This window comes from Sorangium sp. So ce406 (genome assembly GCF_051474675.1).
Taxonomy (GTDB): Bacteria; Myxococcota_A; Polyangia; order Polyangiales; family Polyangiaceae; genus Sorangium; species Sorangium cellulosum_G.
Map to the genome: position 1 here is coordinate 5158021 of NZ_CP150340.1, position 23001 is coordinate 5181021.

Here is a 23001-nt window from a genome sequence, read left to right on the forward strand (position 1 = left end):
CTGCCTCCGTCACCCTCTCCGCAGCATCTCGGCCGCGTGGATCGCCACCAGCACCGGCGCCTGGAAGAGCACGTAGGCCAGGTCGGCCGCGCTCGCGCCCGCGTTCCAGGCGACCGCGCGGTCGTCCTGCCACTGCACCACCTTCTCCTGGTCCTCCGGCGCGGTCGGCTCCGTGAGCGCGCGGGGGTGCGCGGCGCTGCCGACCGGGATGTGGCCGCCCGCGGCGCCGCCGGGCGAGACGTCGCTCCAGGCGAGATCGCTCCAGACCTGGAGGCTCCCGGCGGGCGCCTCGCGCAGGCCGAAGCGCGGCTCACCGGGCCGCTCCTTCAGCACGAAGAACCAGCCGGGATCGTCGCCCGGATCCTCGCCGGTGCCGCCGCGGGCCTCGTCGAGCACGAGGTCGAAGCCGAAGAAGTAGATGTCCGGGTCGATCTTCGCCGCGTAGAGCGGCGTCCTCACCAGCGACCGCGGCGGGCTCGCGCCCTCGGCGGCCGTCAGCGCGACCATCCGGCGCTCCTTCGTGCGATCGATGTTGCCGTGCGCGTCGCGCTGCCACTCGGCGCGGTGCGCGTAGATCACCGTGTTCGGGTAGCGCTTGAGGAGCTGGCCGCGGATCGCGAGCACCGCCTCTTCCTCGCTGGCTCCGCCCACCTCGCGGTGGTCGTGATCGCCGAGGCGCGAGGCCTTGCTCCACCGGTGGATCGGCGGGATGTCGCGGAGCCGCTCGCGCGCGGCCTCCTCGTCGCCGCCCTCGAGATCGAGGTAGGCGCTCACGTCCCAGAACTGCCGGAAGTAGCTCCCGCGGTTGTCCGAGGGGTACTCCCGCCAGAGGAGCTCGCGGCCGAACTCGTGGTTGAGCCCGACCATGTAGGCCTCGATGAACCGCTGGTTCGTCTCGAGCAGCGTGACGCTGTTCTCCTCGATCAGGTGCACGTTCGGGAGGAAGAGCTCCGTCGAGATGTCCTTGAGCGGGCCGTACATCGGCACGTCGATCTGCGGGTAGTACATCGGCTCGGTGAACTGCTCGACCAGGAGCCCGGCGATGTGCGGCGGCACGTCGATCCCCGCGAACGTGCGCCGGGGGATCGTGAGGCTCGGGTGGAGCTTCTCGAGGACGGCGTCGGCGAGCGCGTGGAGATCGAGCGGGGGCCTCGGCGCCTCGACCGAGACGCGGGCGCTCGCGTCGAGGAGGGCGTACGCGTCGAGGAGGCCGCGCTTGAACCGCTCGGCCTCCTTGCTGTCGACGTCGCCCTCCCGGGGCCCTTCCGCGCCCTCCTTCGGCTCGCGCACCTTGAACTCGGGGTTGCGCGGCAGCGAGCCGACCTTGTCGGGGTGCTGCGCCCGCTCGGAGATCAGGCCGGCGGCCGGCCTGTAGCTGGCCGCGGCGCTGTCGACGGTGTTCACGCCGGCCGGGGCGGCCTTCGGCGGCGCCGCGTGGACGTCGCCCTTGTTGAGCCGCTCGATCAGCGCGTCGGGCCTGACGCGCTCGTCGAACGGCAGCGCCCGCACCAGGCGGCCGCGCGGTCGGGTGATGCGCCGCATCGCGGCCGACACGGCCGCCCGCGGGAGCGCGCTGCGGCTCACCTCGTGGCGCACCGTCACGCCGCCCGCGACGACGCGGGCGTGCAGGGGGGCCGTGAGCGCGAAGCCCTTCGCGACGCTGGCCGCCTGGAGCGCCCGGAGGTGCCCGTGCCAGACGAGCGACACCTGCGCCGCGAGCTGCGCGGCGCGGATCCGCCGGATCGCCTCGAGAACGTCGCCGATCTGCTCCCAGGCCAGGCGCATGTACTCTTCCTGGTTCTGCTGGACGACCCGCGTGCCGAGGCCCGCGGCGACCCGGAAGCGCGGGTCCAGGTTGAGCTCGTGCACCCAGTTGTCGTCGGGCGTGATCGGCGCGCCGTCGGCCTCGGTGAGCAGCCGGTCCATCAGGGCGTGCCAGCGGCCGTAGATGGGCGGGGTGATCAGCGGATCGGGATCGCCGTCCTCGGGGTCGAGGCCGGCCGCCGCATGGGCCGCCTCGGCGCCCTGCGCCGCGTACTCGGCCTGCAGGTTGAGGAAGCCCGCGAGCGCCTCCTGGAACGGGTGCGGGTACGGCGCTGCCCACTGGTCGTACCTGTCCGCCTCGGCGAGCGCGTCCGGGTCGAGGCTCGCGCGCGGGACGCGGAGCGCGCCGCCGAGCTTGAGCACGCCGCCGAGGGCCGGGTCGGTGATGCCCGGCAGGTTCGAGCCCGGCCGCGTCACGTCCATGTCGCGCGCGCCGACGCGCGGGTCGACCGCCTTCGGCTGGAGCAGGCGCACGAGGTACTCGAAGTCCCCGGCGCTGCCCGTCCGGAAGGACCAGCGGTGGTAGAAGGGATAGAGGTCCGGCGCCTCGCGCGTCCCGCTCGGGTAGGCCGCCCACGCGCCGTGCGTCGCGCTCGGGGCCTTGCCCGGGTCGAGGCCCAGGCCCGCGAGCCGCCCGCTCTCGAAGGCCGGGATCAGGAAGGCGTGGTACGCCGCGCCCGCCTCCAGCCGGCGCGGGCAGACGATGCGCGAGTAGCCGTGATCCGGGTTCTCGTGCAGCGCGGCCGCGAGCTTCGGCAGCACCGCGCCCATGTCGCCCGAGACGATCTCCGCGGGCGACGCGCCGAGGTCGCGGTTGAGGTGCACGTGCGCGAACGCCCAGAGCTGCTCGAGCGGCGGGAACACGGCCGGGCTCGCGACCTTGATGTTCGGCAGCGGCCTGTCGCCGGTCCGCGCGCCCTCCTCGAACTCGCCCTCCTTGAGGACCACCAACATGATCCAGGGGCGGAGCCGCGCGCCGTCGGGCGCCGCGGGCGTGTAGCGCCACGGGAAGTCCTCGTCGTAGAACTCGATGCACGGCAGGTAGTTCGGCTCGAAGTCCGCGATCGAGGGGCGCGGATCCACGCGGATGATGGCGCGGCTGTCGACGCCGACGATGTCGCCGGGGCCGAAGAGCTGGACGTCCTTCGAGATCGGCTCCGCGACCGTGGCGCCGAGCCCGTCGCCGGTGAGCTGGAGCGCGACCGGGATCGTCGCGCGCAGCTTCACGGCGGGGTCGTGATCGCTCGCGGTGATCTTGTTGGCGATGCCCTGCCGCAGCCACGGCAGGAACGAGTAGGTGGCGAGGAGGTCTGTCATGGGGCGCTCAGCTCGTGCCGCGGGATGACGTGGAGGCTGTCCGCGAGCGACGGATCGCCCGCGATCAGCGCGTTCAGGTGCTCGCGGGCGAGGGTCTCGCTGGAGAACGAGGCGGCCGCCGCGCTGTGGGCCGTGTTGTCCTGGGAGAGCGCCACGGCGAACGCCTCGGAGCGGGTCGTGACCTTCGCGTCGAACGGCTGGACCTGCTTCTTGCGCTGCCGCGAGAGCGCGCTCTGCGCGGCGGCGTTGCCGCGCAGGAAGTGGGCGAAGACGCCCGGCGCGAGGAGAATGAACGGCCGCACGAACCGCTTGAAGTTCGTGTCGACGACGATCTCCCGGTAGCGGACGACGCGCTTGACCATCCTCGCCGCGGCGAGCTCGGCGCCGGGCGAGAGCTCGACGCCGCCGTGGTCGTCGACGTACGCCGGCCGCGAGAGCTTGTCGGCGTCGCTCATGTCCTGGAACTGCGCGGGCGCGAACTTCTCGAGGACGTCCCCCTTCTTCGTGAACCCTCCGCCCGTCACGCCGAGCGTGAAGCGCCGCGCGTCGCTCGGCTTCTGGCTCCCGACCTTATCGATCGAGATGTCGAGCGGCACCGCCCGCTGGCTGACGCGCAGGGTCCCGACCGGGTGCAGCACGAGCGCGTCGGACGCCGGATCGAGCTTGCGCAGCGACACGAGCAGGCTGCTTCCGGCGGGCAGCGCGGCGCGCCAGTTCTCGATCTTGTCGAGCTCGCCCTTGAGGAGCGGCATCACCGGCGAGGCCGGCAGCGTCGTGTCGCGCGGCTCGCCCCAGGTGACGTCGAAGTCGGCCGAGATCTCGAAGAACAGGATCGAGAGCGAGCCGCGGCCGTGCGCGCGCCAGGGCGACGTCCCCTCGAGGGCGAACTCGAGCCGGATGCTGAAGAGCCCGACGCCGAACACCTTGAGCGACACCGAGGCGCCGATCTCGACGATGAAATAGAACGGCGAGAAGCGGATCAGCGCGTCGAAGCCGAGGTGCCCCTCCAGCGAGAGGGCGCTGAAGCCGAAGAACAGCTCCGCGCGCGCGCCGAACTGGACGGAGTTGCTCGTGACCGCGAAGTACGCCTCGACGCGGATGCGGCCCCACGACTCGTTCAGGATGCTGAGCGCGATCCGGCGCGGGCTCGGGAACGGCAGCGGCGGCGGGGTGAACCGCGGGTGGAAGCCGCCGACGCTGAGGACGAAGTTGGCGTCGTCGCCGAAGGCGGCGAGCAGGCCCATCTCGCCCTCGATCGTGATGAACAGGATCCGCGACTCGAAGAGCGAGGCGAAGAAGAAGACGCGCTTCTTGTCGAACTCGATGGCGCCGACGAAGGCGACCTGGAGGACGAGCAGCGCCGCCTCGCTCGTCGGCAGGACGAGGCGCAGCACGCCGAGGATGGCGATGTTGCCCGGGATCTCGATGATGATGCCGAGCGAGAGGCTGACGAGGGTCGGCGTGCCCCAGCCGAGCTTGGCCATGGGCCCGATGAGGAAGCGGTCCTGCTGCACCGGGAAGATCGCGCGCAGGTCGCTGATGATGCGCGGCGCGTTCTCGACCACGTTCTCCGGGAACAGGATGCGGTTCACCGCGCCGGTGCGGACGCCCTCGGCGAGCGGCTCGAGGAGCACCGTGCGGTTCAGGCCGATGAGCCCGCCGACGCCGAGGAGCGTGAACCCGAACCCGAGCTGGATGCCGGTCCCGAACTCGGCGGTGATGATGATGAGCAGCGAGAAGCCGCGCGATCCGTCGGGCATCCGCGTCGTCACGAGGCCGATGGCCTTGAGCGCGACGAAGCCGCTGAAGACGAGCTCGAGGGCGCCGGCGTACTCCTCCTTCTCGAAGTCGAAGTAGAGGTAGCCGCCTCCCTTCACGACGCCCGCGTCGACGGACAGGCCGACGCCCTTCGGCGGCTTGAACCCGAAGCCGACGTCGACGGGCCCCAGCTTGCCGTCGGATCCCGAGAAATCGAGCGTCGCGCGGAAGCCGAACTCCTCGACCACGGCGGTGAGCGGGCCGAGCATCGCCTTCCCCGTGACGCCGGCCTCGAAGGCAAGGCCCTGCGGTGACCCACTGACCCCGATCGACAGGACGCTGATCTCGGCGATCCCGAGGTTCAGGTGCAGCGGGAACGCGACCTGGAAGCCGCCGCCGCCGTCGAAGTGCAGCCCGGTCTGCGACGACCACACGATCGTCCCGCCGAGCTCGATCCGGATCGGGTTCGATCCGATGAGCGAGCCCAGAAACCCGTCGGCGCTCGATGTCTGGAGGACGACCGCCAGCTTCGGCGGGCTCGCGCCGCGCCCGGTGCCGGCGCTGACGAGGACCTCCGGCGAGGTGAGCTGGCCGCGGATCCCGATCCCGGCGGTGAACCCGCCGACCTCGAGGCGGAACGAGTCGGGATCTCCGAGCAGGCGCCACGGCGTCGCGGGCCGCGCCGAGAGCACGAACTCGGCGTCCACGGTCATGTTCCCCGGCGCGGCGAAGAGCTCGACGCCCGACGGCCGGATCTCCGCGCCGAACACGCCGTCGTCGTGGAACCCGCCGCGCAGCGCGATCGAGAAGCCCGTCCCGGGCGCGCCCGTCGCCCCGCTCAACGCGCCGGAGGCGAGCGGCGCGATCACGATCCCGACCGGGGCCTGCGCGGGGCTGCCCTTCGGCGGGATCGGCAGGACGGCGACGCCGACCTCGGCAAAGCTGCTCCAGTCGGCGCTCGCCGTCATGAACACGGGCACCGAGAGCTGGCGCACCGCCGCGAGCGCGGGGTTCGCGGGGTCGTAATACCGGACAGCGAGCGGGCCGGGCGCCTGCAGCCGCGCGGGGAAGCGCACCCCGTGGAAGAAATCCTGGAGCGCCTCGAGCAGCGCCGGGTGATCGAGCGGCTGCCCCGCGACGTCCCACCGGTAGATCTCCTTGAACAGCCCCACCGGGTCGCTGACCAGCCGCGGAATGCGGTCCCAGCGAATGGCCCTCTTGAGGTACGGGACGCGCCCTGCGCCGGCGGGCGCCTCGTGCGTGAGCGTCGCGAGCCCGACCAGACGCAGCACGCCGTGGAGCGCTGGCACCTGGGATTCGAGGAGGCGCAGGAGCAGGTAATCGGCGAGCGCGGACGGTATCTCGCTCCAGAACGCCGGCTGGTCGAACGGGAACGGGAGCCCTCCCGGCGGCGCCGTGGCGAGCGCCTTGATCGCGTCGATCATCCGGACGACGGCCTCGACGAGCGCTCGGGCGAGGGTCGTCGTGTCCCCCGCGCCGTCCTCGAGCTGGTCCGCGACCGCCTTCGCCGCGTCGAACGTCGCGTCGAGCGCGAAGCCGGCGCGGAGCAGGGCGACCGATCCGGGCGCGACGTTCACGTCCCAGCCGAGCTCGGCGAAGAACTGGCGCACGCGCAGCTCGTTCGAGAACGCGTCCTGCAGCGGCTCGAGCGCACAACGCAGCCCGGTGGCGATCTCTCCGAGGAAGTTCGTCATTGCGGACGCTCGTTTCTCAGGGCGATACGTTGATGCTCGCGCCGACCGGATCCGTGTCGTACGTGTATCCGAGGGCCGTGTGGTTCAGGACGTCGATGGGCCGCTTGAGGTCGGGCCCCGCGGTCCACGGCGGCATGGGATCGTTGAGGCCATGCGGCCGATTGCCCGCGGATCCGGTCCTCGGGACGATGAGCGGATAGTTCTGGCCCGGGTGGCGGAATTGCCAGAGCGCCCACAGACGGTCGATGTTGCAATGGTGCAAAAAGAAGATGGGATCGTCCGGTGAGGTGCCGGGCGCCATGGATCCGCCCACCCAGACGTGAACGCGGTTGTGGTTCTCGGGTCCGCTCGCGCCGGCCCACCCCTCGAGGACGTTCCGGAAGCTGCCCGTCGTGTTGATCGTGGGCAATGCGGCGCCGGCGGCCACGCTGGCGATCGTGGCCTGGGTCCCGATGGCGACCGCTGCGCCCTGCCTCGTGCCGGAGCGGGCAGGTCCGTTCGCGGCCGAGACATAGACGTTGAAGTGCGTGGCCGACCCGCTCGCCGGGGGCGACGCGACCCGGATGGTCCCGTGCGTATTCGCGGGAGCGGCCGTCGGCCCGAGCGTGATGGTCGCCTCCGGCGACGGCCGCGTCTCTCCGCGCGGGTTCACGAGCGTGACGGAGACCCGGTAGATCCCTGGCCCGAGGCTGCCGCCGGCGGCGCCGGTGAGGGCCGGGGCAGCGGGCTCGCCGACCGCCGGGCCCGTCACGTTGATGTCCCACGGCGCGTGATCGAACCCGGCAATGCCCATCGCCTGGTTCACCTGCGACCTGTCGGGCAGCGTCGCGACGGCGTTCGGGTCGATCGAGGTTCGTCCGAGCGCGCGGACGAGGCTCCCGCCGCCCAACAGCGTCCACTGGCCCTGGCGGAACGGTCCCGTCGTCACGGGGCTACCGAACCCACCCATGAAATCGTCCCTCCAGATCGATCCCCGCTGCCGGTTCGGTCGATCGCCGTTGTCGTGGGTCCAGTCCCAGTAAGGCAGCGTGACGCTCCCGTCCTGCCCGAGCGCGCGGTCCGCGTCCTGGAGGTCCTTCTCGAAGAGCGCCAGGAAATGGCGGTGCCATGGGAAGAACGCCGGACCCATGTGCGCGGGGTTCGTGTCGGGGTCGCCAGCGAACGCGTTTGCGTGAATGGAGGGGTAGGGATCGTACTTCCCGTCCGCCTTCATTCTCTTGACGGCGTTGACGAACCGCGCCTTCTCGGCGCTGGTCAGCTTATTCTGATTTTTTCGTACGCCCATCGAAGACCCCGAAATCGAGATGGTTGATCACGGCCATCGCCGCGGCCTCGAGGGTGGGAAACGCTTGAAAAGGGAGCTCGTGCGTGTGGAACTTGCCAGGCCCGACCTCGTGGACCATGACGTCCTTGCCATCGATATTCAAAAGAATGGCCGGCCCATGCCCGCCATGCACCGGAGCGGTATCCTTCTCCGGATCGCGGTGATCGGGGCATTGGCAGCCTTCAGGATGGCCAGAAGGCGCGCCATGTCCGTGACCGTGGTCGTGCGGCTCGTGCCCGCCGTGGGCGTGCTCATGCGCAGGACCGTGGTCGTGCGGCTCGTGCCCGCCGTGGGCGTGCTCATGCGCAGGACCGTGGTCGTGCGGCTCGTGCCCGCCATGGGCGTGCTCATGCGCAGGACCGGGGTCGTGCGCGACGTGCTCCACAGGGGCGTGCGCTTCCGGGGTCGCCTCGGGCCGAGCGTGAACCGACGTGTAATCGGGAATGACGACGACACGCCCGCGGTACCTGAGCTCCTTCGGCACGGTCCCCTCCCCCGCCCGCCATTGAATTCAATCGGGCAGGGACACAGCTAAGCGCAATCAGAATTACTTGTAAATCGATAATGGACGAGCAGGTATGCCGGCCTCAAGCCATCGAGATCGCCGTGCGCGAGTCACAGGCGCGACGGCGACAACGAGATCGCGTGACCCAGGCGCGCGTCGGCGTCACGCTCGGCCTCGCGCGGCGTATTCAGCACTTCGGCGGGAATACCGCCTTCTCTTCGTGGTCTTGCAGCGCCTCGCCCGCGGCCTCGAGCGTCGGGAAGTCGACGTGGGGGAGGCCCCCCGTGTGATAGCGGCCGCCAGGGAGCCGGGTCGCGTGGAACGTCGATCCGCTCCGGGTGATGATCGCGAACGCTGGCATATCCGGCGCCCGGCGAATCGAGATCGCGTGTCGCCCGCCGCCGTCGTCGATGACGACGAGGGACGCCGTTGCGGCCTTCAACAGCAGGCGAACCCAGTCGCCGCGCTCGCTGCGCTGCGCCTCCAGGGCCGGGCCCTCCGCCGTGAACGAGGCGATGCGCGCGCCGGACAGCGGGAGGAGCACCACGCCCCCCGCCGCGACGTCGAGCGCCATCTCGCGCGGCCACCCCGTCGCCCCGCGGCACGTATGCGGGGCGGCCTCGGTCGTCTCCACGGCGCGCCCGCGCTGCGCGTCGCCGCCACACGCGGAGAGGGCGGCGGCCGCGGCAACGAGCGCGAGCCTCCTGCCCGCTCGCCCCGCGCGCGGCGGAGCGACGCCTCTGGCACGCATCCCTCGTCCTCCGGCGCCGTCCATGGGCGCTTCAGCGTAGCCGAATCGATCTCTCGAGGGCACCGGCGCGGCGCCGCAGCGGGACGCCGCATTCGCCGCTGTCCGCGACATAGCCACTCACCCGCGTCATGCGCGCCGCCGCGCGAGCGCCCGCCCCCTCCCTCCTCGGAACGGCGACCGCCCGTCCGCTGCGCCCGCCGCGCCCAGGCCGCACGCGCTCTGCCGCCCCTGGCGGATCCCGGCCCGCCGTGCTAGCGGCAGCCATGCTCTCACCCCGGCGGGACTTCGTCGTCATCCTCGATTTCGGCTCTCAGTACACGCAGCTCATCGCCCGGCGCGTGCGCGAGTCTGGCGTCTACTGCGAGATTCACCGCTTCGACGTGCCCGTCGCCGAGCTGCGCCGGCTCGCCCCGCGGGCGCTCATCCTCTCCGGCGGCCCCGCCAGCGTGTACGGCGAAGGCGCGCCCCACTGCTCGCCCGAGGTGCTGGAGCTCGGCGTCCCGACGCTGGGCATCTGCTACGGCCTCCAGCTCATGGCGCACCACCTCGGCGGCAAGGTCGAGCGCGCGCACACGGGGGGCGAGTACGGCCCCGCCACGGTGCGCATCGAGCGCCCGACCGGCATCTTCTCCCGCTTCGCCGAGGGCGACGCCATCGACGTCTGGATGAGCCACGGCGACCGCCTCGCCGGGCTGCCCGAGGGGTTCGTCGCGCTCGGCACCTCGCCCGGCAGCCCGCTCTGCGCCGTCGCCCGCGAGCGCGACAAGCTCTACGGTCTCCAGTTCCACCCCGAGGTCGTCCACACCCCGCGCGGCAAGGAGATCCTCCAGGCGTTCCTCTTCGACGTCGCCGGCCTCTCCCCGACCTGGACGCCCGCGTCGTTCGTGGAGGAGGCGATCGCCGCGGTCCGCGAGAAGGCGGGCCAGCACGACCGCGTCATCCTCGGCCTCTCGGGCGGCGTCGACTCCTCGGTCGCCGCCGTCCTGTGCCAGCGCGCGCTCGGCGACCGGCTGACGTGCATCTTCGTCGACAACGGCCTCCTGCGCGAGGGCGAGGCCGAGACGGTCGAGCGCACGTTCCGCGACCACTTCCACATGAACCTCGACGCCGTCGACGCGTCGGCGCGGTTCCTCGAGGGGCTGCGCGGCGTCGTGGATCCCGAGCAGAAGCGCAAGGTGATCGGCCGCCTGTTCATCGAGGTGTTCGAGGAGGAGGCGAAGCGGGTCCAGGGCGCGAAGTGGCTCGTCCAGGGCACGCTCTACCCCGACGTCATCGAGAGCGTCTCGTTCAAGGGGCCGAGCGCCGTCATCAAGAGCCACCACAACGTCGGCGGCCTGCCCGAGCGGATGAACCTCGGCTTGATCGAGCCCCTGCGGGAGCTCTTCAAGGACGAGGTGCGGGCCGCCGGCGAGGCGCTCGGCATGCCGCGGGAGATCCTCTATCGCCAGCCGTTCCCCGGCCCCGGGCTCGCGGTGCGGTGCCTCGGTGAGGTGACGCCGGAGAAGCTCAGCGTGCTCCGGGCGGCCGACACGATCTTCGACCAGGAGATCCGCGCCGCCGGGCTGTACGAGTCGCTCTGGCAGAGCTTCTGCGTGCTGCTCCCGGTGCGCTCCGTCGGCGTGATGGGCGACGAGCGCACCTACGACGAGGCGATCGCGCTCCGCGCGGTGCACTCGACCGACGGCATGACCGCCGACTGGGCGCGGCTGCCCTACGACCTCATCGCCCGGGTGAGCTCGCGGATCATCAACGAGGTGCGCGGCGTGAACCGCGTGGTGCTCGACGTGTCCTCGAAGCCGCCCTCGACCATCGAGTGGGAGTGACGATGACCGGCGCGAGCGCGAAGACGATGACCGGCGCGAGCGCGAGCGCGAGGAGGACGCGCGCCGCTGCGGCGCTCCTGATGCTCGGGCTCTCGGCGTGCGTTCCGCGCGCGCCGGCGACGGTCTCGCTGCGGATGAAGGGGAACGTGCCCGACGCGTCGGTCACCATCGACGACCAGTACATCGGCGCGCTCGCCTTCGTCGCCGCCCGCGGCGTCGCGCTGCCGCCCGGCACCCACCGCATCACGGTCGAGAAGGTCGGCTATTTCGCGTGGGACCGCCTGGTCGAGGCCAGGAGCGGCGACCCGCCGGTCCACCTGCAGGTGCAGATGACGCGCGTGCCGGAGTGACGATCTCGCTGGACCGAGCTCCTCCGGTCCTCACCCCTCGGCGCCGCCCTCCGCTGCGCCGCCGTCGCGCGACCGCAGAAGTAGAAATCATCCTCGATAGCTCTCCGTAATCCATGGTGATGGCGGCCCGCAGCAGCCATCGCGACCTCAACCCTCACCGTGGACGGGAGTATGCCGAAGCGGAGCAGTTCGAAGGCGCTGACCTGCGCGCCTGTCACCAAGAAACCAGCCCGGCGCGCCCGCCGGCGCTCCACGCTCGACGTGTGCGGCCCCGGGGGCCGTCGCCCGGGGGGCCGCCTGTTTCACGACCTGTGCGATCTCGCCGATCGCTTCCTGCAGCGCCGCGGGGATCCGCGCGCGACCCAGCTCGGCACCGTGCTGTTCTATGTCGCCTTCCACAGCGCCCGGGCCGCCGAGGACGACGACTTCCGCCTCTCCCTCCGGACGTCGCTCGACATGCTCGTCGAGCTCGAGCCGATCGAGCGCTGGCTCCCGCCGCTCTCGCCACTCCCGCCGCTCGATCTGCCCGCGAGCCAGCCCGCGCCGCGCCCCTACCCCCTCTACGCCGGCGCGGATCTCCCGGCGGCGCGGGGCGCCGGATGACGCTGCCCTCGCCGCCCTTCTCTCCGGCACCCCCGTCGTTCGAGACGGTCTACGCGGTGGGCCTGCCGTTCCTAAACCACGCGCTCCGCTGGCTCGGCGTCGCGGCGAACGATCTGGACGACGTGCTCCAGGAGATCTTCCTCGCGGCCTACCGGGGTCTCGGCACCTACGAGCCGTGGCGCTACCACGCGGCGCCTCGGGCCGACCTGTCCGCGGCAGGGCCCCCGCCCCTGCGGATCAAGCCCGAGGCGGCGCTGCACCGGTGGCTCTTCGGCATCGCGTGGCGGAAGACGAGCCACTACCACGCGCGCGCCCACCGGCGCCGCGAGATCCCGTCCGGGGCTGGCGGCGCCTGGCCCTTCGAGGGGCGCGACCCGGCGCCGACGCCCGAGCAATCGCTCGCGAGCGCGGACCGCGCCGACATCGTGACGGCGCTGCTCCTGAAGGTCGCGCCCGAGCGGCGCGTGATCCTCGTGATGTGCGACGTCCTCGGCGTCCCGGTGGCCGACATCGCCCGCGAGCTCCAGCTCAAGGAGAACACGGTCCGCTCCCGCCTGCGCCTCGCCCGCGAGGACTTCCGCGCCGCGGTCGCGCGCCAGTCCCGCGAGCGCCGCAGCGCCCTGCGCGCCCTCCCTGCGCTGGAGCGCTCCCTCGACGCCACCGCTGCGTCCCTGCTGCGCGCCGCGCGCGCGCTCCCGCCCCTGCGTCCGTCCGACGCATCACGCGCGCTCTGGATCCGCCTCCAGGAGCGGATGCTCGAGCGAACGTTCGACGACAAAAGCGAAGCGAACGGCCCCACTGGTAGCTTGACGCCCCCGTACGTTTGTGTAGTCTCCGCCGCCCTCGCAGAGAAAGTCCTACGATCATGGCCAATACCCCGAAGTGGAATGTCCGTCTGCGTCACGAATGGCTCGCCACCCCGCTCAAGAAGAAGCGCCTGAAGCGCTGCCAGAAGGCGCGGATCGGCCTGCTCGATGCGGAGCAGCGCAAGGCCGCCAAGCAGAAGCCCGTCCAGGCTGAGCAGCCCACGGGCTGACCCGCCGACCGCCGTGCGGCGATGGCCGGACCGGCCGCGCGAAGACCTCGACGTCGCGTGCCGATCCAGGTCCGGCAAGGTCGGCGTCCTCGCGCGGCGCGATCCGTGGTAGCGTCGCCTCGCGGTGTTCGCCTGCGGTTCGGCGACGGATCGTCGGCCCCCGCCTCCAGCGCGGGCCGACCTGGATTCATGGGAGCGAGGCCCTGAGCGTGTCGGATTCGAGCTTTTCGCCCGGTCGCTCGGGCAGCCCTGCCGTACCCTCGTCCGGTCCTACGGGCGGCGCGCCTTCCAACGTGCCTGAGGAGGGCGACGGGCCGACCCGCGTCATGAGCGATACGGAGCGGCAGGCCGCTCTGGCCGCCGTGCGTGGAGCGCTGGCCCAGGCCTCCTCGGCCACCGCCACGCCCATCGCGCCCGCCGCGTCCACGACCGCGGAGACGGTTCGCCCGCCTCCTCCCCCCGGCGCCGGGAGCACGGCGGCGCCCGATATGGCGCCCGAGACGGTCCGCCCGCCCGCGGTCCCCACCGGGCTCCGGGCGTCAGCGCATTACGCGACGGCCGACACGGTCCGTCCACCCGCGCCTCCCCCGGGGAGCGCGCCTGGCGAGCGGCCCTCCGAGGCGGACCCGCTCGTCGGCACCACGGTGGCGGGCGCGTACCTCATCACCCGCCTCCTCGGAGAGGGTGGCATGGGCCGCGTCTACGAGACGCACCACACCCGCATCCCGGGCAAGCGGTTCGCGCTGAAGACGCTCCACCCCGAGCTCTCCCAGCAGCCCACCGTGCTCGCGCGGTTCCAGCGCGAGGCGGAGGCGGCGGCGTCGATCAAGAGCCCGCACGTCGTCGAGATCTACGACGTGAGCCGCCTGAACGACGGCCGCCCGTGCATCATCGCCGAGTACCTGGACGGCCAGGGGCTCGGCGAGCTCCTCGCGGCGTCCGGAGGACGGCTGCCGATCGGCACGGCGGTGCGGATCGCGCGCGAGGTCTGCGACGGCATCGCGGCCGCGCACGCCGCCGGGATCGTGCACCGGGACATCAAGCCGGAGAACATCTTCCTCGCGGGAGACCCGGCGTGTCCGACCGTGAAGATCCTCGATTTCGGCATCTCGAAGACCTCGGAGCCGTCGGCGCTCACGAGGACCGGCATGGTCCTCGGAACGCCGGCCTACATGGCCCCGGAGCAGGCCAAGGGCGAGGAGATCGATCTCCGGGCCGACATCTACGCCGTCGGGGCCGTCCTCTACCACGCGCTCACCGGGCAGCGGCCCTTCGATCGCAGCGACCCGACGGCGATGCTCCTCGCGGTCATGACGGAGGAGCCGCCGGCGCCGCGCTCGCTGAACCCGGAGATCCCGCCGGCGCTGGAGCTCGTCCTCCAGCGCGCCATGGCGAAGGACAGGGAGGGCCGCCACGCCTCGATGAGCGAGCTCGCCAGCGACCTCGCGCCGTACGAGGAGGCCGCCGCGCCCGGGCAGATGCCGACGAGCACGCGCGCGCCGCTCGCGCGCTCGTCGGTCGTGCTCGGGCGGCCCTATGCGCTCTCGCAGGCCTTCGGCCTGCCCGCCTCGCCCGCGTCCGAGGCGTACCTGACGCGGCAGATGGTGTTCCTGTCGGCGAGCCTCGGCCTGGGATGGCTCGGCGCCGGCCTCGTCAGCAGCCTCGCCGGCCTCGCGCGCGCGGTGCGCGGCGATGCGGCGGCGCTGTCGGGCCAGGGCGCCGCGCTGCTCACGTTCGGCATCCTGTGCGCCGTGTTCGGCGTCGGGTTGCTCGGCGGCTTCTACGTCTTCCGCCACATCTGGCGCGACGATGTCCGGCTGAACGCGCTCGCGCCGCGGCTCACGACGCCCGTCGTGCTCGCCCTCGTCGCCTACGGCGCCGCGTCGCTGCTCGTGCGCCTGCTCGAGGCGGTGTTCCTGCAGCGGGCGGTCGGGATCGCCTGGCCGGTCTGGGACGCGCTGCTCTTCCTGATCAGCGTGGGCGCCGCGCTCGCGGCCGCCGTGTTCCAGTGGCGGGAACATCGTCGATGAGCCCGCTGTGGCCGGGTCGCGCGACGCCGGCCATGGGCCGCGGCGCGCGCCTGTGTTAGGGGAGCGGACCATGCCAGCGCAGGCATCTGGAACGGGCGCCAGCCGGGCCAGCTCCCCCGACAGACAGGGCTCGCTCCCCGGGACAGGCAGCGCGCTCGCCACGAGCGTCACCGCCGCGGCCCCGCGCGCATCCGTGCTGGCGCAGGCGCCGGTCGCGGCGCGGTGGATGGTCATCGGCGCGGCCGCCGCCGCGGCCCTCCTCGGCGCCGCCGCCCTGCTGCGCGACGACGGCTCCCTCGACCGGATCGAGGCGGCCGCGAGCGCCGAACACGCGCCGCCGGAGGGCTCCGCGCCGCGGCGCCCGGTCGTGCCGCGCCCGAGCAACGCCGTCCCGGCCGACGAGCTCGCCGCGGCGAACGCGGGCGGCGTGCTCGCGCTGGAGGCGCTCGCCGCGCGTTACCCCAAGGACCCGGCGATCTTCCGGGCCCTCATGCTGCGGCACGCGCTCCCGCCGCCCTACCACGCCGCCTCGCTCGCCGCGGCGAAGCGGCTCCTCGAGCTCGATCCGGGGGCGGCGGCCGACGATGACGTGAGGCGCGTCGTCTCGAGCGCCGCCGCGGGTCCACCCGAGGCCGCGTCGGCCGCGCTCGACCTCATGGCGGGCGCCATGGGGAGCCAGGGGGCCGACCTCCTCTACGACCTCTCGGTGGGCAGCTCCGCGATCAAGGAGCGCGCCGCCCGGCGGCTCGCGGAGGCCGCGGTCCTGGAGCGGGCGACGCCCGCGCTGCGTATCGCGCACGAGCTGCGCGTCGCCCCTTCCTGCAAGGCGCGGCAGCCGCTGCTCGCGCGCGCGACGGCCGACGGCGATCGGCGCGCGGTCGACGTCCTCGCGCCGCTCATCGCCAGCAAGGGCAAGGGATGCGGCTTCCTCGGGATGAGCCGCTGCGCGGCGCCGTGCGCCTCGATCGCGGGCGAGATCAAGGCGGCAATCCAGGCGATCGAGGCGCGCACCGGGCCGGCGCCCGGGGCGGCCCCGGCGCCCGAGGGTCGATGATCGCGCCCGCGAATCGACGACGTTGACCGAGGGTTGCGCGGGTGGGAGCCTTTGCCATATCAGGGCTCAACTCATGTCCGTTCCTGCTCAATCCTGGTCGCCTGATTCATGGCGTGAACGTCCCAACGCGGCGCCGCCGCCCTATGACGACGCCGAGGCCGTCGTCGCGGCCGTCGAGAAGCTCCGCGCGCTGCCGCCGCTCGTGACCTCGTGGGAGGTCGAGCGGCTCAAAGGCCATCTGGCTCAGGCGCAGCTCGGCCGGAGGTTCGTGCTGCAGGGGGGCGACTGCGCGGAGACGCTCGACGACTGCCGCCCGAACATCGTCACGAACAAGCTCAAGATTCTCCTCCAGATGTCGCTCGTGCTGGTGCACGGCGCCCGGCAGCCGGTGGTGCGCCTCGGGCGCTTTGCCGGCCAGTACGCCAAGCCGCGCTCGAGCCCGGTCGAGACGCGGGACGGCGTGAGCCTGCCCAGCTATTTCGGGGATCTCATCAACCGGGCTCCCTTCGAGGCCGCCGCTCGCCGCCCCGATCCGAACCTGATGGTGGCGGGCTACCAGCACGCGGCGCTCACCTTGAACTTCATCCGTTCGCTGTCGGAGGGCGGCTTCGCCGATCTGCACCACCCGGAATACTGGGACCTGAGCTTCCTCGAGCGGGCGGATCTGCCCGGCGAGCTGCGCGAGCGTTACCAGCGGATGACCGAGCAGGTCGGGGAGGCCCTCCGGTTCATGGAGGCGCTCGCCGAGGTCCCTGTCGGGGAGCTGTCGCGGGTCGAGTTCTTCACGAGCCATGAGGGGCTCAACCTGCATTACGAGTCCGCGCAGACCCGGAAGGTCGCGCGCCGCCCCGGCTACTACGACCTGACGACCCACCTTCCCTGGATCGGCGAGCGCACGCGGCAGCCGGACGGCGCGCACGTCGAGTTCTTCAGCGGGGTGCAGAACCCGCTCGGCATCAAGCTCGGCCCGAAGACGCTCCCCGGCGAGGTGATCCGCCTCCTCGACCGGCTGAACCCGGCGGACGAGCCGGGCAAGATCGTGCTCATCGTGCGCATGGGCGCCGGCCGCGTGCGCGACGGGCTCCCGCCGCTCATCGAGGCGGTGCGGGCGGCGGGGCGCAAGGTGCTCTGGATGTGCGACCCGATGCACGGCAACACCCAGACGACGTCCGGCGGGATCAAGACACGGAATTTCGAGGACATCCTCACCGAGATCGAGGCCAGCTTCGAGGTGCACGAGTCGCTCGGCTCCCACCTCGGCGGCGTCCATTTCGAGCTCACCGGCGAGGATGTCACCGAGTGCATCGGGGCCGGGCTCACCGAGTCCGATCTCGACCGCCGCTACGCGAGCCTGTGCGATCCGAGGCTCAACTACCGCCAGTCGCTCGAGATGGCCTTCCGCATCGCCCACCGCATGGCGGAGTCCTCCCGGCGCCTCAAGGGCTGACCCCCCGGGCGCCCATCACGGCGGCCTCCTCGAAGCCCCGAGCCCTCGTGAGCGCGGACAGCGCATCTGTCTCTCCCTGATGCAGTCTGTGTCCTCTGTGCGCTGTGTGATTCCCGTTCTTTTTCTCTCATCGTCATCTCGCGTTTCCACGTGGTCATCGCGTCGATCTCGCACCCTTTGAACCCACCTGACATTCCAGGCGCTCTCCGTCCCTCGCGTTCCAGAAGCAGGAGACGCCCGGTGGCGATCCGTCGCGCCTGTCCCAAGGAATCTCCGCGGGGGGTACTTCGCCATGCAGAGCATCTCGACACAACAGGGTGAGAGCCGGCACGAAGAGGGACAGGCCACGACGGAGGTCCCGCACGAGGGACAGCAGCGCGCCGCCGCTGGCCCCACGCTGCTCGAGTCGTTCCTGCCGGAGGCCGATATCGTCGTGAACCGGGAGATCGTGGTGATGGCGCCTCCGGAGGTGACCTATGCCGCGCTGAGGAGGGTGGATTTCGCGAAGAGCCGCTCTCTGGTGCTCCGCGCGGTCCTCGCGCTCCGGGTGGCCGACGTGCGGCGCGCCCGGCGCCGGCTCGGCCTCGCGCCGCTGCCCGCGCCCGCGCGGGTCTCGCTCCAGAACGTCCAGGACTACGGCCAGATCAAGCTGGCCGAGAAGGAGGGCTCCGAGATCGCCGTCGGCGCGATCGCGCGGCCGATGAGCACGGAGAGCCTGTTCTCGGGGCGGACCGCCGCCGAGTTCAAGGCGTTCGACTGCCCCGGGCACATCAAGGGGGCCGCGAGCTTCGTCGTGACGCCCTACGGGCAGCGCCGCACGCTGCTCTCGTACGAGGCGCGGATCCGCGCGACCGACACGCGGACGCGGCGGCAGCTCTTCCTCTGGGACGCGCTGACGGCGCCCCTGATGCAGCTCGTCACGCGCCGGATGCTCCGCTACGTGGCGACCGTCGCCGAGCGCCAGTGCGCCGCGCACGCGCATTCCTACCGCCAGGCGACGTGACGCCGTGGTCGCCGGGCGGGTGCCGGTGAGGCGCAGGCGCGCGCGTCTCGCGGGACGCGGGCACGGCGCGCGCCTTGCGCGCCTGCCCTCGCTCCTGCACCCTACCGGCGAAGGAGGCCCGCCATGCACCCGATTGCATCGACGAGCCTCGGTCTGACGCGCCGCTGAGCGCGCCAGCGAGGCTCACATCCCCGAGCTCATCTCGCGTGTCGCTGGAACTGCGCGGCCGACGCGTAGGTGTCGCCGCGCCCTCGGGAGCATGGCATGGGCAAAGATCGGTTGCGGAGCCGCGACAGCGCGCGCTCCGTCGTGGATGCAGGTTCGTTGTTCGGTGGGACGGCGGCGCGGAAGACGCAGCGCAAGGAGCGCCAGCTCTGCCGCCAGGTGCAGGAGGCGGTGAGCGACGCGCTCGCCACCCTCCACGATGACGTCCTTCAGGGCGTCTGGGTCATGAGTGTGGAGCCGGCGCCCGACGCGAGCCGGCTCGCGGTGGTCGTGCAGGTCGGTCCGGGCACGCCGCCGGACGTCGTCGCGGCGCGCCTGGAGAAGGTCTCGGGCTACGTGCGCGCGGAGGTGGCGGGCGCGATCACGCGCAAGCGCGCGCCGACGCTCGCCTTCCAGGTCCTGCCGCCGGAGGGAGAGCCGTGAGCGCGCGCATCGCCGCGTGGCTCCCGGGCGGCGCGAGCGGGGCGCTCAGCGCATCGCTCGCGCGGCTCGCGCGCACCGAGGATGTCGCGCACATCGCGGTCATGCCCGACGCCCACGTGGCGGACGACGTGTGCGTCGGCACGGTCACCGCCACGACCCGGCGCCTCTTGCCTGCGGCGGTCGGCGGCGACATCGGCTGCGGTATGGTCGCGTTGCGGCTCCGCGCGGACGCCGATCTGCTCGCGGACCGCGATCGCGCGGCGCGGCTCCTGACCGGGCTGTACCGCCGCGTCCCTCACGCCCTGCACCGGGCCGCCAGCGCCCCGCCGCTGCCCGACGATCTCGCCGAGGCGCGGCTCGGCGCGCCGGGGCTCGAGGCGATGAAGCGCCGCGAGGGACGGATGGAGCTTGGCACGCTCGGACGCGGCAACCATTTCCTGGAGGTGCAGCGCGACGACGAGGGCGCGCTCTGGCTGCTCCTCCATAGCGGCTCGCGCGCCATGGGACCGGCGATCCGGCAGCACCACGAGGCGCTTGCCGCGCGCGACCCCTCGGGCGTCCGCTTCCTCGAGGCCGACAGCGAGGCCGGGCGCGCGTACCTCGCGGATGCGAGCTGGGCCGCCGGGTACGCGCGGGCGAGCCGCGCGTGGATGGCGACCGAGGCCGCGGCGCTCTTCGCCGAGCTGTTCGGCGTCGACGTCGACGCGCCGTCGCGCCTCGAGGTCGACCACAACCACGTCCGGCGCGAGGAGCACGGCGGGCGCGCGCTCTGGGTGCACCGCAAGGGCGCCATGGGGCTCGGCGAGGGAGAGCTGGGGGCCGTGCCCGGATCGATGGGGAGCCCGAGCTTCCACGTCGCGGGGCGCGGCCACCCCGACGCGCTCGGCTCGTCGGCGCACGGCGCCGGGCGCGCGCTGCCGCGGGGCGAGGCGCGCCGCCGCGTCGGCGCGCGGCAGCTCCTGCGAGAGGCCGAGGGTGTGTGGTTCGATCATCGCCTCGCGGACCGGCTGCGCGACGAGGCGCCCTCGGCCTACAAGGACATCGGCGCGGTCATGCGGGCGCAACGCGAGCTCGTGCGCGTCGTCCGCCGGCTCCGGCCGGTGCTCGTCTACAAGGCGCCCTGAGCGCGCCCGTCACGGCCGGTCGAGGGTGACGACGGGCGACGTCCACGTGTCCCAGTGCGCCTCGTTGCCCGGGTCGCCGAGCGCCCTGAGCGCGCGCAGCTTGATCAGGTAATCGCCGTCCGGCACGACGACGGACCGACCGTCGTGCCTCGTCGTGCCCTTCCACGCGTACCGCGTGACCGCCGTCGTCGAGGAGCTCTGGCCGACGTGGGAGAGCTCCAGCGCCCGCCCCCACGGCTTGCCCGTGGCGGCCTCGATCACGTCCAGGGTCAGGCGCTCCGCACCGTGGTCGAAGTGGACCATCACCACCGGGACGTCGCCCGACGCCAGCGTGTAGGTCGCGCCGCCCGGCTCGGGTGTCACGCGCGTGCCGTTCACCTTGCCGAGCCACGGCGCCCCGTGCCCCGACGGCTTGAGGACGGGCACGCGCTGGTAGTCGCCCTTGAAGCCCGCGTACGGCACCCTCAGCGCGCCGTCCGCCGCGCCGCCGCGCGGCGTGAACACCAGGTAGCCGCCGAACAGGCCGCCGTCCGCGAGCGCGTCGTTCGCCCGGATGGTGACCGAGACGGTCGCGCTCCCGAGGGACGGCACGGTGACGCTCGGGGCGCTGAAGTCCACGCGCGCGGCGCCGGTCGTCCCGCTCCTCGGGGCCCAGTGGTCGTCGCCCGTAGCGCACGCCGCGGGCGCGTGCGACAGGTCGTAGGTGACGTCGTGCGCGCCCACGTTCTCGAGCGTCAGCGTGCGCGCGGCGGGTCCTCCCTCGCTCTCGCCGAGCGCGAGCCTGCCGGGGCTGATCAGCGTGGTCGCGCGGATCGACCGGTCGACGCGGATCATCCCGGCCCCCTGCCGGTGCGCGCTCTCCGGCAACCCGGCGCCCAGATCGCCGCCCCACGGCGCAGGGATCGCGCTGTTCTGCAGCACGTCGCGCACGCGCGCCGGGGAGAGCTCCGGGCGCGCGCCGAGCAGGAGCGCGACGGCGCCGGCCACGTGGGGCGCCGCCATCGACGTGCCGCTCAGCGAGTCGTACGCGCCCTGCTCGACCGGGATCGTCGAGTAGATCGAGCCGCCGGGCGCGGCGAGGTCCGGCTTGAAGGAGAGCGCCGCGCTCAGGCCGTACGAGCTGAAGCCCGAGATCTGGCCCGCGGTGCCGTTCTGCGCGGCAACGGCCCGGTCGGTCCAGGTGTGGGTCACGGCGCCCGCGTCGAGGCGCGCGTTGAGGAGCTCGCCGTCCGCCTGCGCGATCCCCACGACCGGGATGGTGATCCGGTCGCGCCCCACGACCGAGGGGGTCATCGTCCCGGCGCGATCGTTGTAGATCACGACGCCGACCGCGCCTGCGGCCTGCGCGCGCGCGGCCTTCTCGGGGAACTGGCAGCCGCCGCGCCGGACGAGCGCGATCTTGCCCGCGAGGCTGCCGGCCGGGAGCTGCGCGCAGCCGTCGCGCGCGCTGGTCGGCGTCCCGGTGCGCGCCAGGGGGGCGCTCCCCGAGAGCGGCGCGGGCGGGCTGCCGACCGCGCGGGTATAGCCGATCGCCACATTGCCCGGCGCCGCGGTGAACGACAGGCGGGTGACGCGCGCGCTGTCGATCGACGCGGTGCCGATGACCGCCTCGCCCACGCCGGGCGCGCCCGCGGCCCAGAGCCCCTTCTCGCCGCTGTTGCCGATCGAGGCGACGACCACGACGCCCCGCGCCACGAGCGCGCTCGCGGCGGCCGCGGTCGGGTAGTCCGGCCACTGGAACGGCGTGCCGATGCTGATGTTGACGACGTCCATGCCGTCGTCGGCCGCGCGCTCCATGGCCTTGAGGATGATGTCGGCGCGCGAGCCGCCGCGGCAGCCGAACACCCGGTAGGCGCCGAAGGTCACGTCGGGCGCAACGCCCTGCACGATCCCGTTCGCCCCGATGATGCCGGCGACGTGCGTGCCGTGGCCCAGACAATCGTCGGGGTCGTCGTCGGGGGCGGGCTGCCGGTTCGCGTCGCCGGAGGCGAAGTCGTCGCCGACGAAGTCGTGGCCGAACGCCACGCGGCACCCCGGGCCGAAGCAGCCTCCGAGATCGGGATGATGGTAGTCGACGCCGCTGTCGATCACGCCGACGCGGATGTCGTCGCCGCTCACGCCGAGGTCCCGGCGCACGACGTCCGCGCCCGACATGTCGCCGGCGACGGCGAGGTCCGGCTCGACCGTCGTCGCGGCGCGGACGACGTCGAGGTCGACCGGCACGACCGGATAGACCGCCTTGACCCCGGGCATGTCGGCGAGCACCTCGGCGCCCTCGCGCGCGACGCGGACGGAGAGTCCATTCCAGAGACGATCGAACGAGAACCGTTGTTTGTACCGGAGTCCTCGCTCCGCGGCCGTCCGCCGGAACCGCTCACGGTCCTCGTCGGAGAGGCCCGTGACGCGCGCGCGCCCGCCGCCGCTCACGGCCGGCGCGCCCTCGAACTCCACGAACCAGAGCTCCGTCGGCTCATCCGGCGCGAACGTCGCCTCGCCGGGCGCCGGGCCGCCCGGAGGCGCGGCGTCCTGGCCCGTTTCCTTGTCTCCAGGCTCTCCGCTGCACCCCGGAACAGCGATGTAGAGAGAGGCCAGGCAAAACCAGCGCACACGATGTCTCATGAAGCCCTTTCCGCGCGTGCCGACCATCGATTCAGCTATGTTCGATGTCGCGAATCGGTCAAGCCCGAGC

The 23001-nt window shown here is 72.7% G+C and carries 16 protein-coding genes; 10 read left to right on the plus strand and 6 right to left on the minus strand.

Going from position 1 to position 23001, the window contains the following annotated elements; all coding sequences use genetic code 11:
- Nucleotides 1–9 precede the first annotated feature (9 nt).
- The 5 genes from WME96_RS18850 to WME96_RS18870 all read right to left on the minus strand — a co-directional run bounded on the left by WME96_RS18850 (nucleotide 10) and on the right by WME96_RS18870 (nucleotide 9194).
- Nucleotides 10–3141: a hypothetical protein gene (locus WME96_RS18850; RefSeq protein ID WP_437291496.1), complete on the minus strand. Its 3132-nt coding sequence runs from the start codon at nucleotides 3139–3141 to the stop codon at nucleotides 10–12.
- Complete coding sequence (locus tag WME96_RS18855) at nucleotides 3138–6614, minus strand: DUF6603 domain-containing protein (protein ID WP_437291497.1); 3477 nt, start codon at nucleotides 6612–6614, stop codon at nucleotides 3138–3140. Before WME96_RS18855 ends, WME96_RS18850 begins: the two co-directional genes overlap by 4 nt.
- 16 nt (nucleotides 6615–6630) lie before the next feature.
- Complete coding sequence (locus tag WME96_RS18860; protein WP_437291498.1) at nucleotides 6631–7899, minus strand: tyrosinase family protein; 1269 nt, start codon at nucleotides 7897–7899, stop codon at nucleotides 6631–6633.
- Nucleotides 7874–8422, minus strand: a complete 549-nt coding sequence (locus WME96_RS18865) for a hypothetical protein (protein WP_437291499.1) — start codon at nucleotides 8420–8422, stop codon at nucleotides 7874–7876. The genes WME96_RS18860 and WME96_RS18865 overlap by 26 nt, the downstream gene beginning before the upstream one ends.
- Nucleotides 8423–8630: 208 nt before the next feature.
- Nucleotides 8631–9194: a hypothetical protein gene (locus tag WME96_RS18870; RefSeq protein ID WP_437291500.1), complete on the minus strand. Its 564-nt coding sequence runs from the start codon at nucleotides 9192–9194 to the stop codon at nucleotides 8631–8633.
- A gap of 263 nt (nucleotides 9195–9457) precedes the next feature.
- Between WME96_RS18870 and guaA the strand changes: the two genes are divergently transcribed.
- The 10 genes from guaA (at nucleotide 9458) to WME96_RS18920 (ending at nucleotide 20312) form a co-directional block, all read left to right on the plus strand.
- Nucleotides 9458–11017 (plus strand): glutamine-hydrolyzing GMP synthase, encoded by a 1560-nt coding sequence (gene guaA / locus WME96_RS18875; protein ID WP_437291501.1) that lies wholly within the window; start codon nucleotides 9458–9460, stop codon nucleotides 11015–11017.
- 2 nt (nucleotides 11018–11019) lie between these two features.
- The gene (locus WME96_RS18880; RefSeq protein ID WP_437291502.1) at nucleotides 11020–11367 is read left to right on the plus strand and encodes a PEGA domain-containing protein; all 348 of its coding nucleotides are present in this window, start codon (nucleotides 11020–11022) and stop codon (nucleotides 11365–11367) included.
- Between the two features lie 171 nt (nucleotides 11368–11538).
- Nucleotides 11539–11970, plus strand: a complete 432-nt coding sequence (locus WME96_RS18885) for a hypothetical protein (protein ID WP_437291503.1) — start codon at nucleotides 11539–11541, stop codon at nucleotides 11968–11970.
- On the plus strand, nucleotides 11967–12911 hold the full coding sequence (locus tag WME96_RS18890; RefSeq protein ID WP_437291504.1) for an RNA polymerase sigma factor: 945 nt from the start codon (nucleotides 11967–11969) through the stop codon (nucleotides 12909–12911). The genes WME96_RS18885 and WME96_RS18890 overlap by 4 nt, the downstream gene beginning before the upstream one ends.
- A gap of 421 nt (nucleotides 12912–13332) precedes the next feature.
- Nucleotides 13333–15036 carry a serine/threonine-protein kinase gene (locus WME96_RS18895; protein ID WP_437291505.1) on the plus strand — a complete coding sequence of 568 codons (1704 nt, stop codon included), beginning with the start codon at nucleotides 13333–13335 and terminating at the stop codon, nucleotides 15034–15036.
- 70 nt (nucleotides 15037–15106) lie between these two features.
- Nucleotides 15107–16090, plus strand: coding sequence for a hypothetical protein (locus WME96_RS18900; RefSeq protein WP_437291506.1), 984 nt, complete (start codon nucleotides 15107–15109; stop codon nucleotides 16088–16090).
- A 73-nt stretch (nucleotides 16091–16163) separates the two neighbouring features.
- A complete protein-coding gene (locus WME96_RS18905) occupies nucleotides 16164–17537 on the plus strand; it encodes a 3-deoxy-7-phosphoheptulonate synthase class II (RefSeq protein WP_437291507.1) in 1374 nt (457 codons plus the stop codon).
- A 292-nt stretch (nucleotides 17538–17829) separates the two neighbouring features.
- Nucleotides 17830–18540 (plus strand): hypothetical protein, encoded by a 711-nt coding sequence (locus WME96_RS18910; RefSeq protein WP_437291508.1) that lies wholly within the window; start codon nucleotides 17830–17832, stop codon nucleotides 18538–18540.
- A 324-nt stretch (nucleotides 18541–18864) separates the two neighbouring features.
- Nucleotides 18865–19188 carry a ribosome-binding factor A gene (locus tag WME96_RS18915; protein WP_437291509.1) on the plus strand — a complete coding sequence of 108 codons (324 nt, stop codon included), beginning with the start codon at nucleotides 18865–18867 and terminating at the stop codon, nucleotides 19186–19188.
- Nucleotides 19185–20312 (plus strand): RtcB family protein, encoded by a 1128-nt coding sequence (locus WME96_RS18920; protein WP_437291510.1) that lies wholly within the window; start codon nucleotides 19185–19187, stop codon nucleotides 20310–20312. Before WME96_RS18915 ends, WME96_RS18920 begins: the two co-directional genes overlap by 4 nt.
- Nucleotides 20313–20321: 9 nt before the next feature.
- Here WME96_RS18920 and WME96_RS18925 read toward each other — a convergent pair whose 3' ends face one another.
- On the minus strand, nucleotides 20322–22931 hold the full coding sequence (locus tag WME96_RS18925; RefSeq protein ID WP_437291511.1) for a S8 family serine peptidase: 2610 nt from the start codon (nucleotides 22929–22931) through the stop codon (nucleotides 20322–20324).
- Nucleotides 22932–23001: the final 70 nt, after the last annotated feature.

Coding starts and splice junctions, on each gene's coding strand:
- WME96_RS18850 (WP_437291496.1), bottom strand. CDS start 3,141: ATGACAGACCTCCTCGCCACCTACTCGTTCCTGCCGTGGCTGCGGCAG.
- WME96_RS18855 (WP_437291497.1), bottom strand. CDS start 6,614: ATGACGAACTTCCTCGGAGAGATCGCCACCGGGCTGCGTTGTGCGCTC.
- WME96_RS18860 (WP_437291498.1), bottom strand. CDS start 7,899: ATGGGCGTACGAAAAAATCAGAATAAGCTGACCAGCGCCGAGAAGGCG.
- WME96_RS18870 (WP_437291500.1), bottom strand. CDS start 9,194: ATGCGTGCCAGAGGCGTCGCTCCGCCGCGCGCGGGGCGAGCGGGCAGG.
- guaA (WP_437291501.1), top strand. CDS start 9,458: ATGCTCTCACCCCGGCGGGACTTCGTCGTCATCCTCGATTTCGGCTCT.
- WME96_RS18880 (WP_437291502.1), top strand. CDS start 11,020: ATGACCGGCGCGAGCGCGAAGACGATGACCGGCGCGAGCGCGAGCGCG.
- WME96_RS18885 (WP_437291503.1), top strand. CDS start 11,539: ATGCCGAAGCGGAGCAGTTCGAAGGCGCTGACCTGCGCGCCTGTCACC.
- WME96_RS18890 (WP_437291504.1), top strand. CDS start 11,967: ATGACGCTGCCCTCGCCGCCCTTCTCTCCGGCACCCCCGTCGTTCGAG.
- WME96_RS18895 (WP_437291505.1), top strand. CDS start 13,333: ATGAGCGATACGGAGCGGCAGGCCGCTCTGGCCGCCGTGCGTGGAGCG.
- WME96_RS18900 (WP_437291506.1), top strand. CDS start 15,107: ATGCCAGCGCAGGCATCTGGAACGGGCGCCAGCCGGGCCAGCTCCCCC.
- WME96_RS18905 (WP_437291507.1), top strand. CDS start 16,164: ATGTCCGTTCCTGCTCAATCCTGGTCGCCTGATTCATGGCGTGAACGT.
- WME96_RS18910 (WP_437291508.1), top strand. CDS start 17,830: ATGCAGAGCATCTCGACACAACAGGGTGAGAGCCGGCACGAAGAGGGA.
- WME96_RS18925 (WP_437291511.1), bottom strand. CDS start 22,931: ATGAGACATCGTGTGCGCTGGTTTTGCCTGGCCTCTCTCTACATCGCT.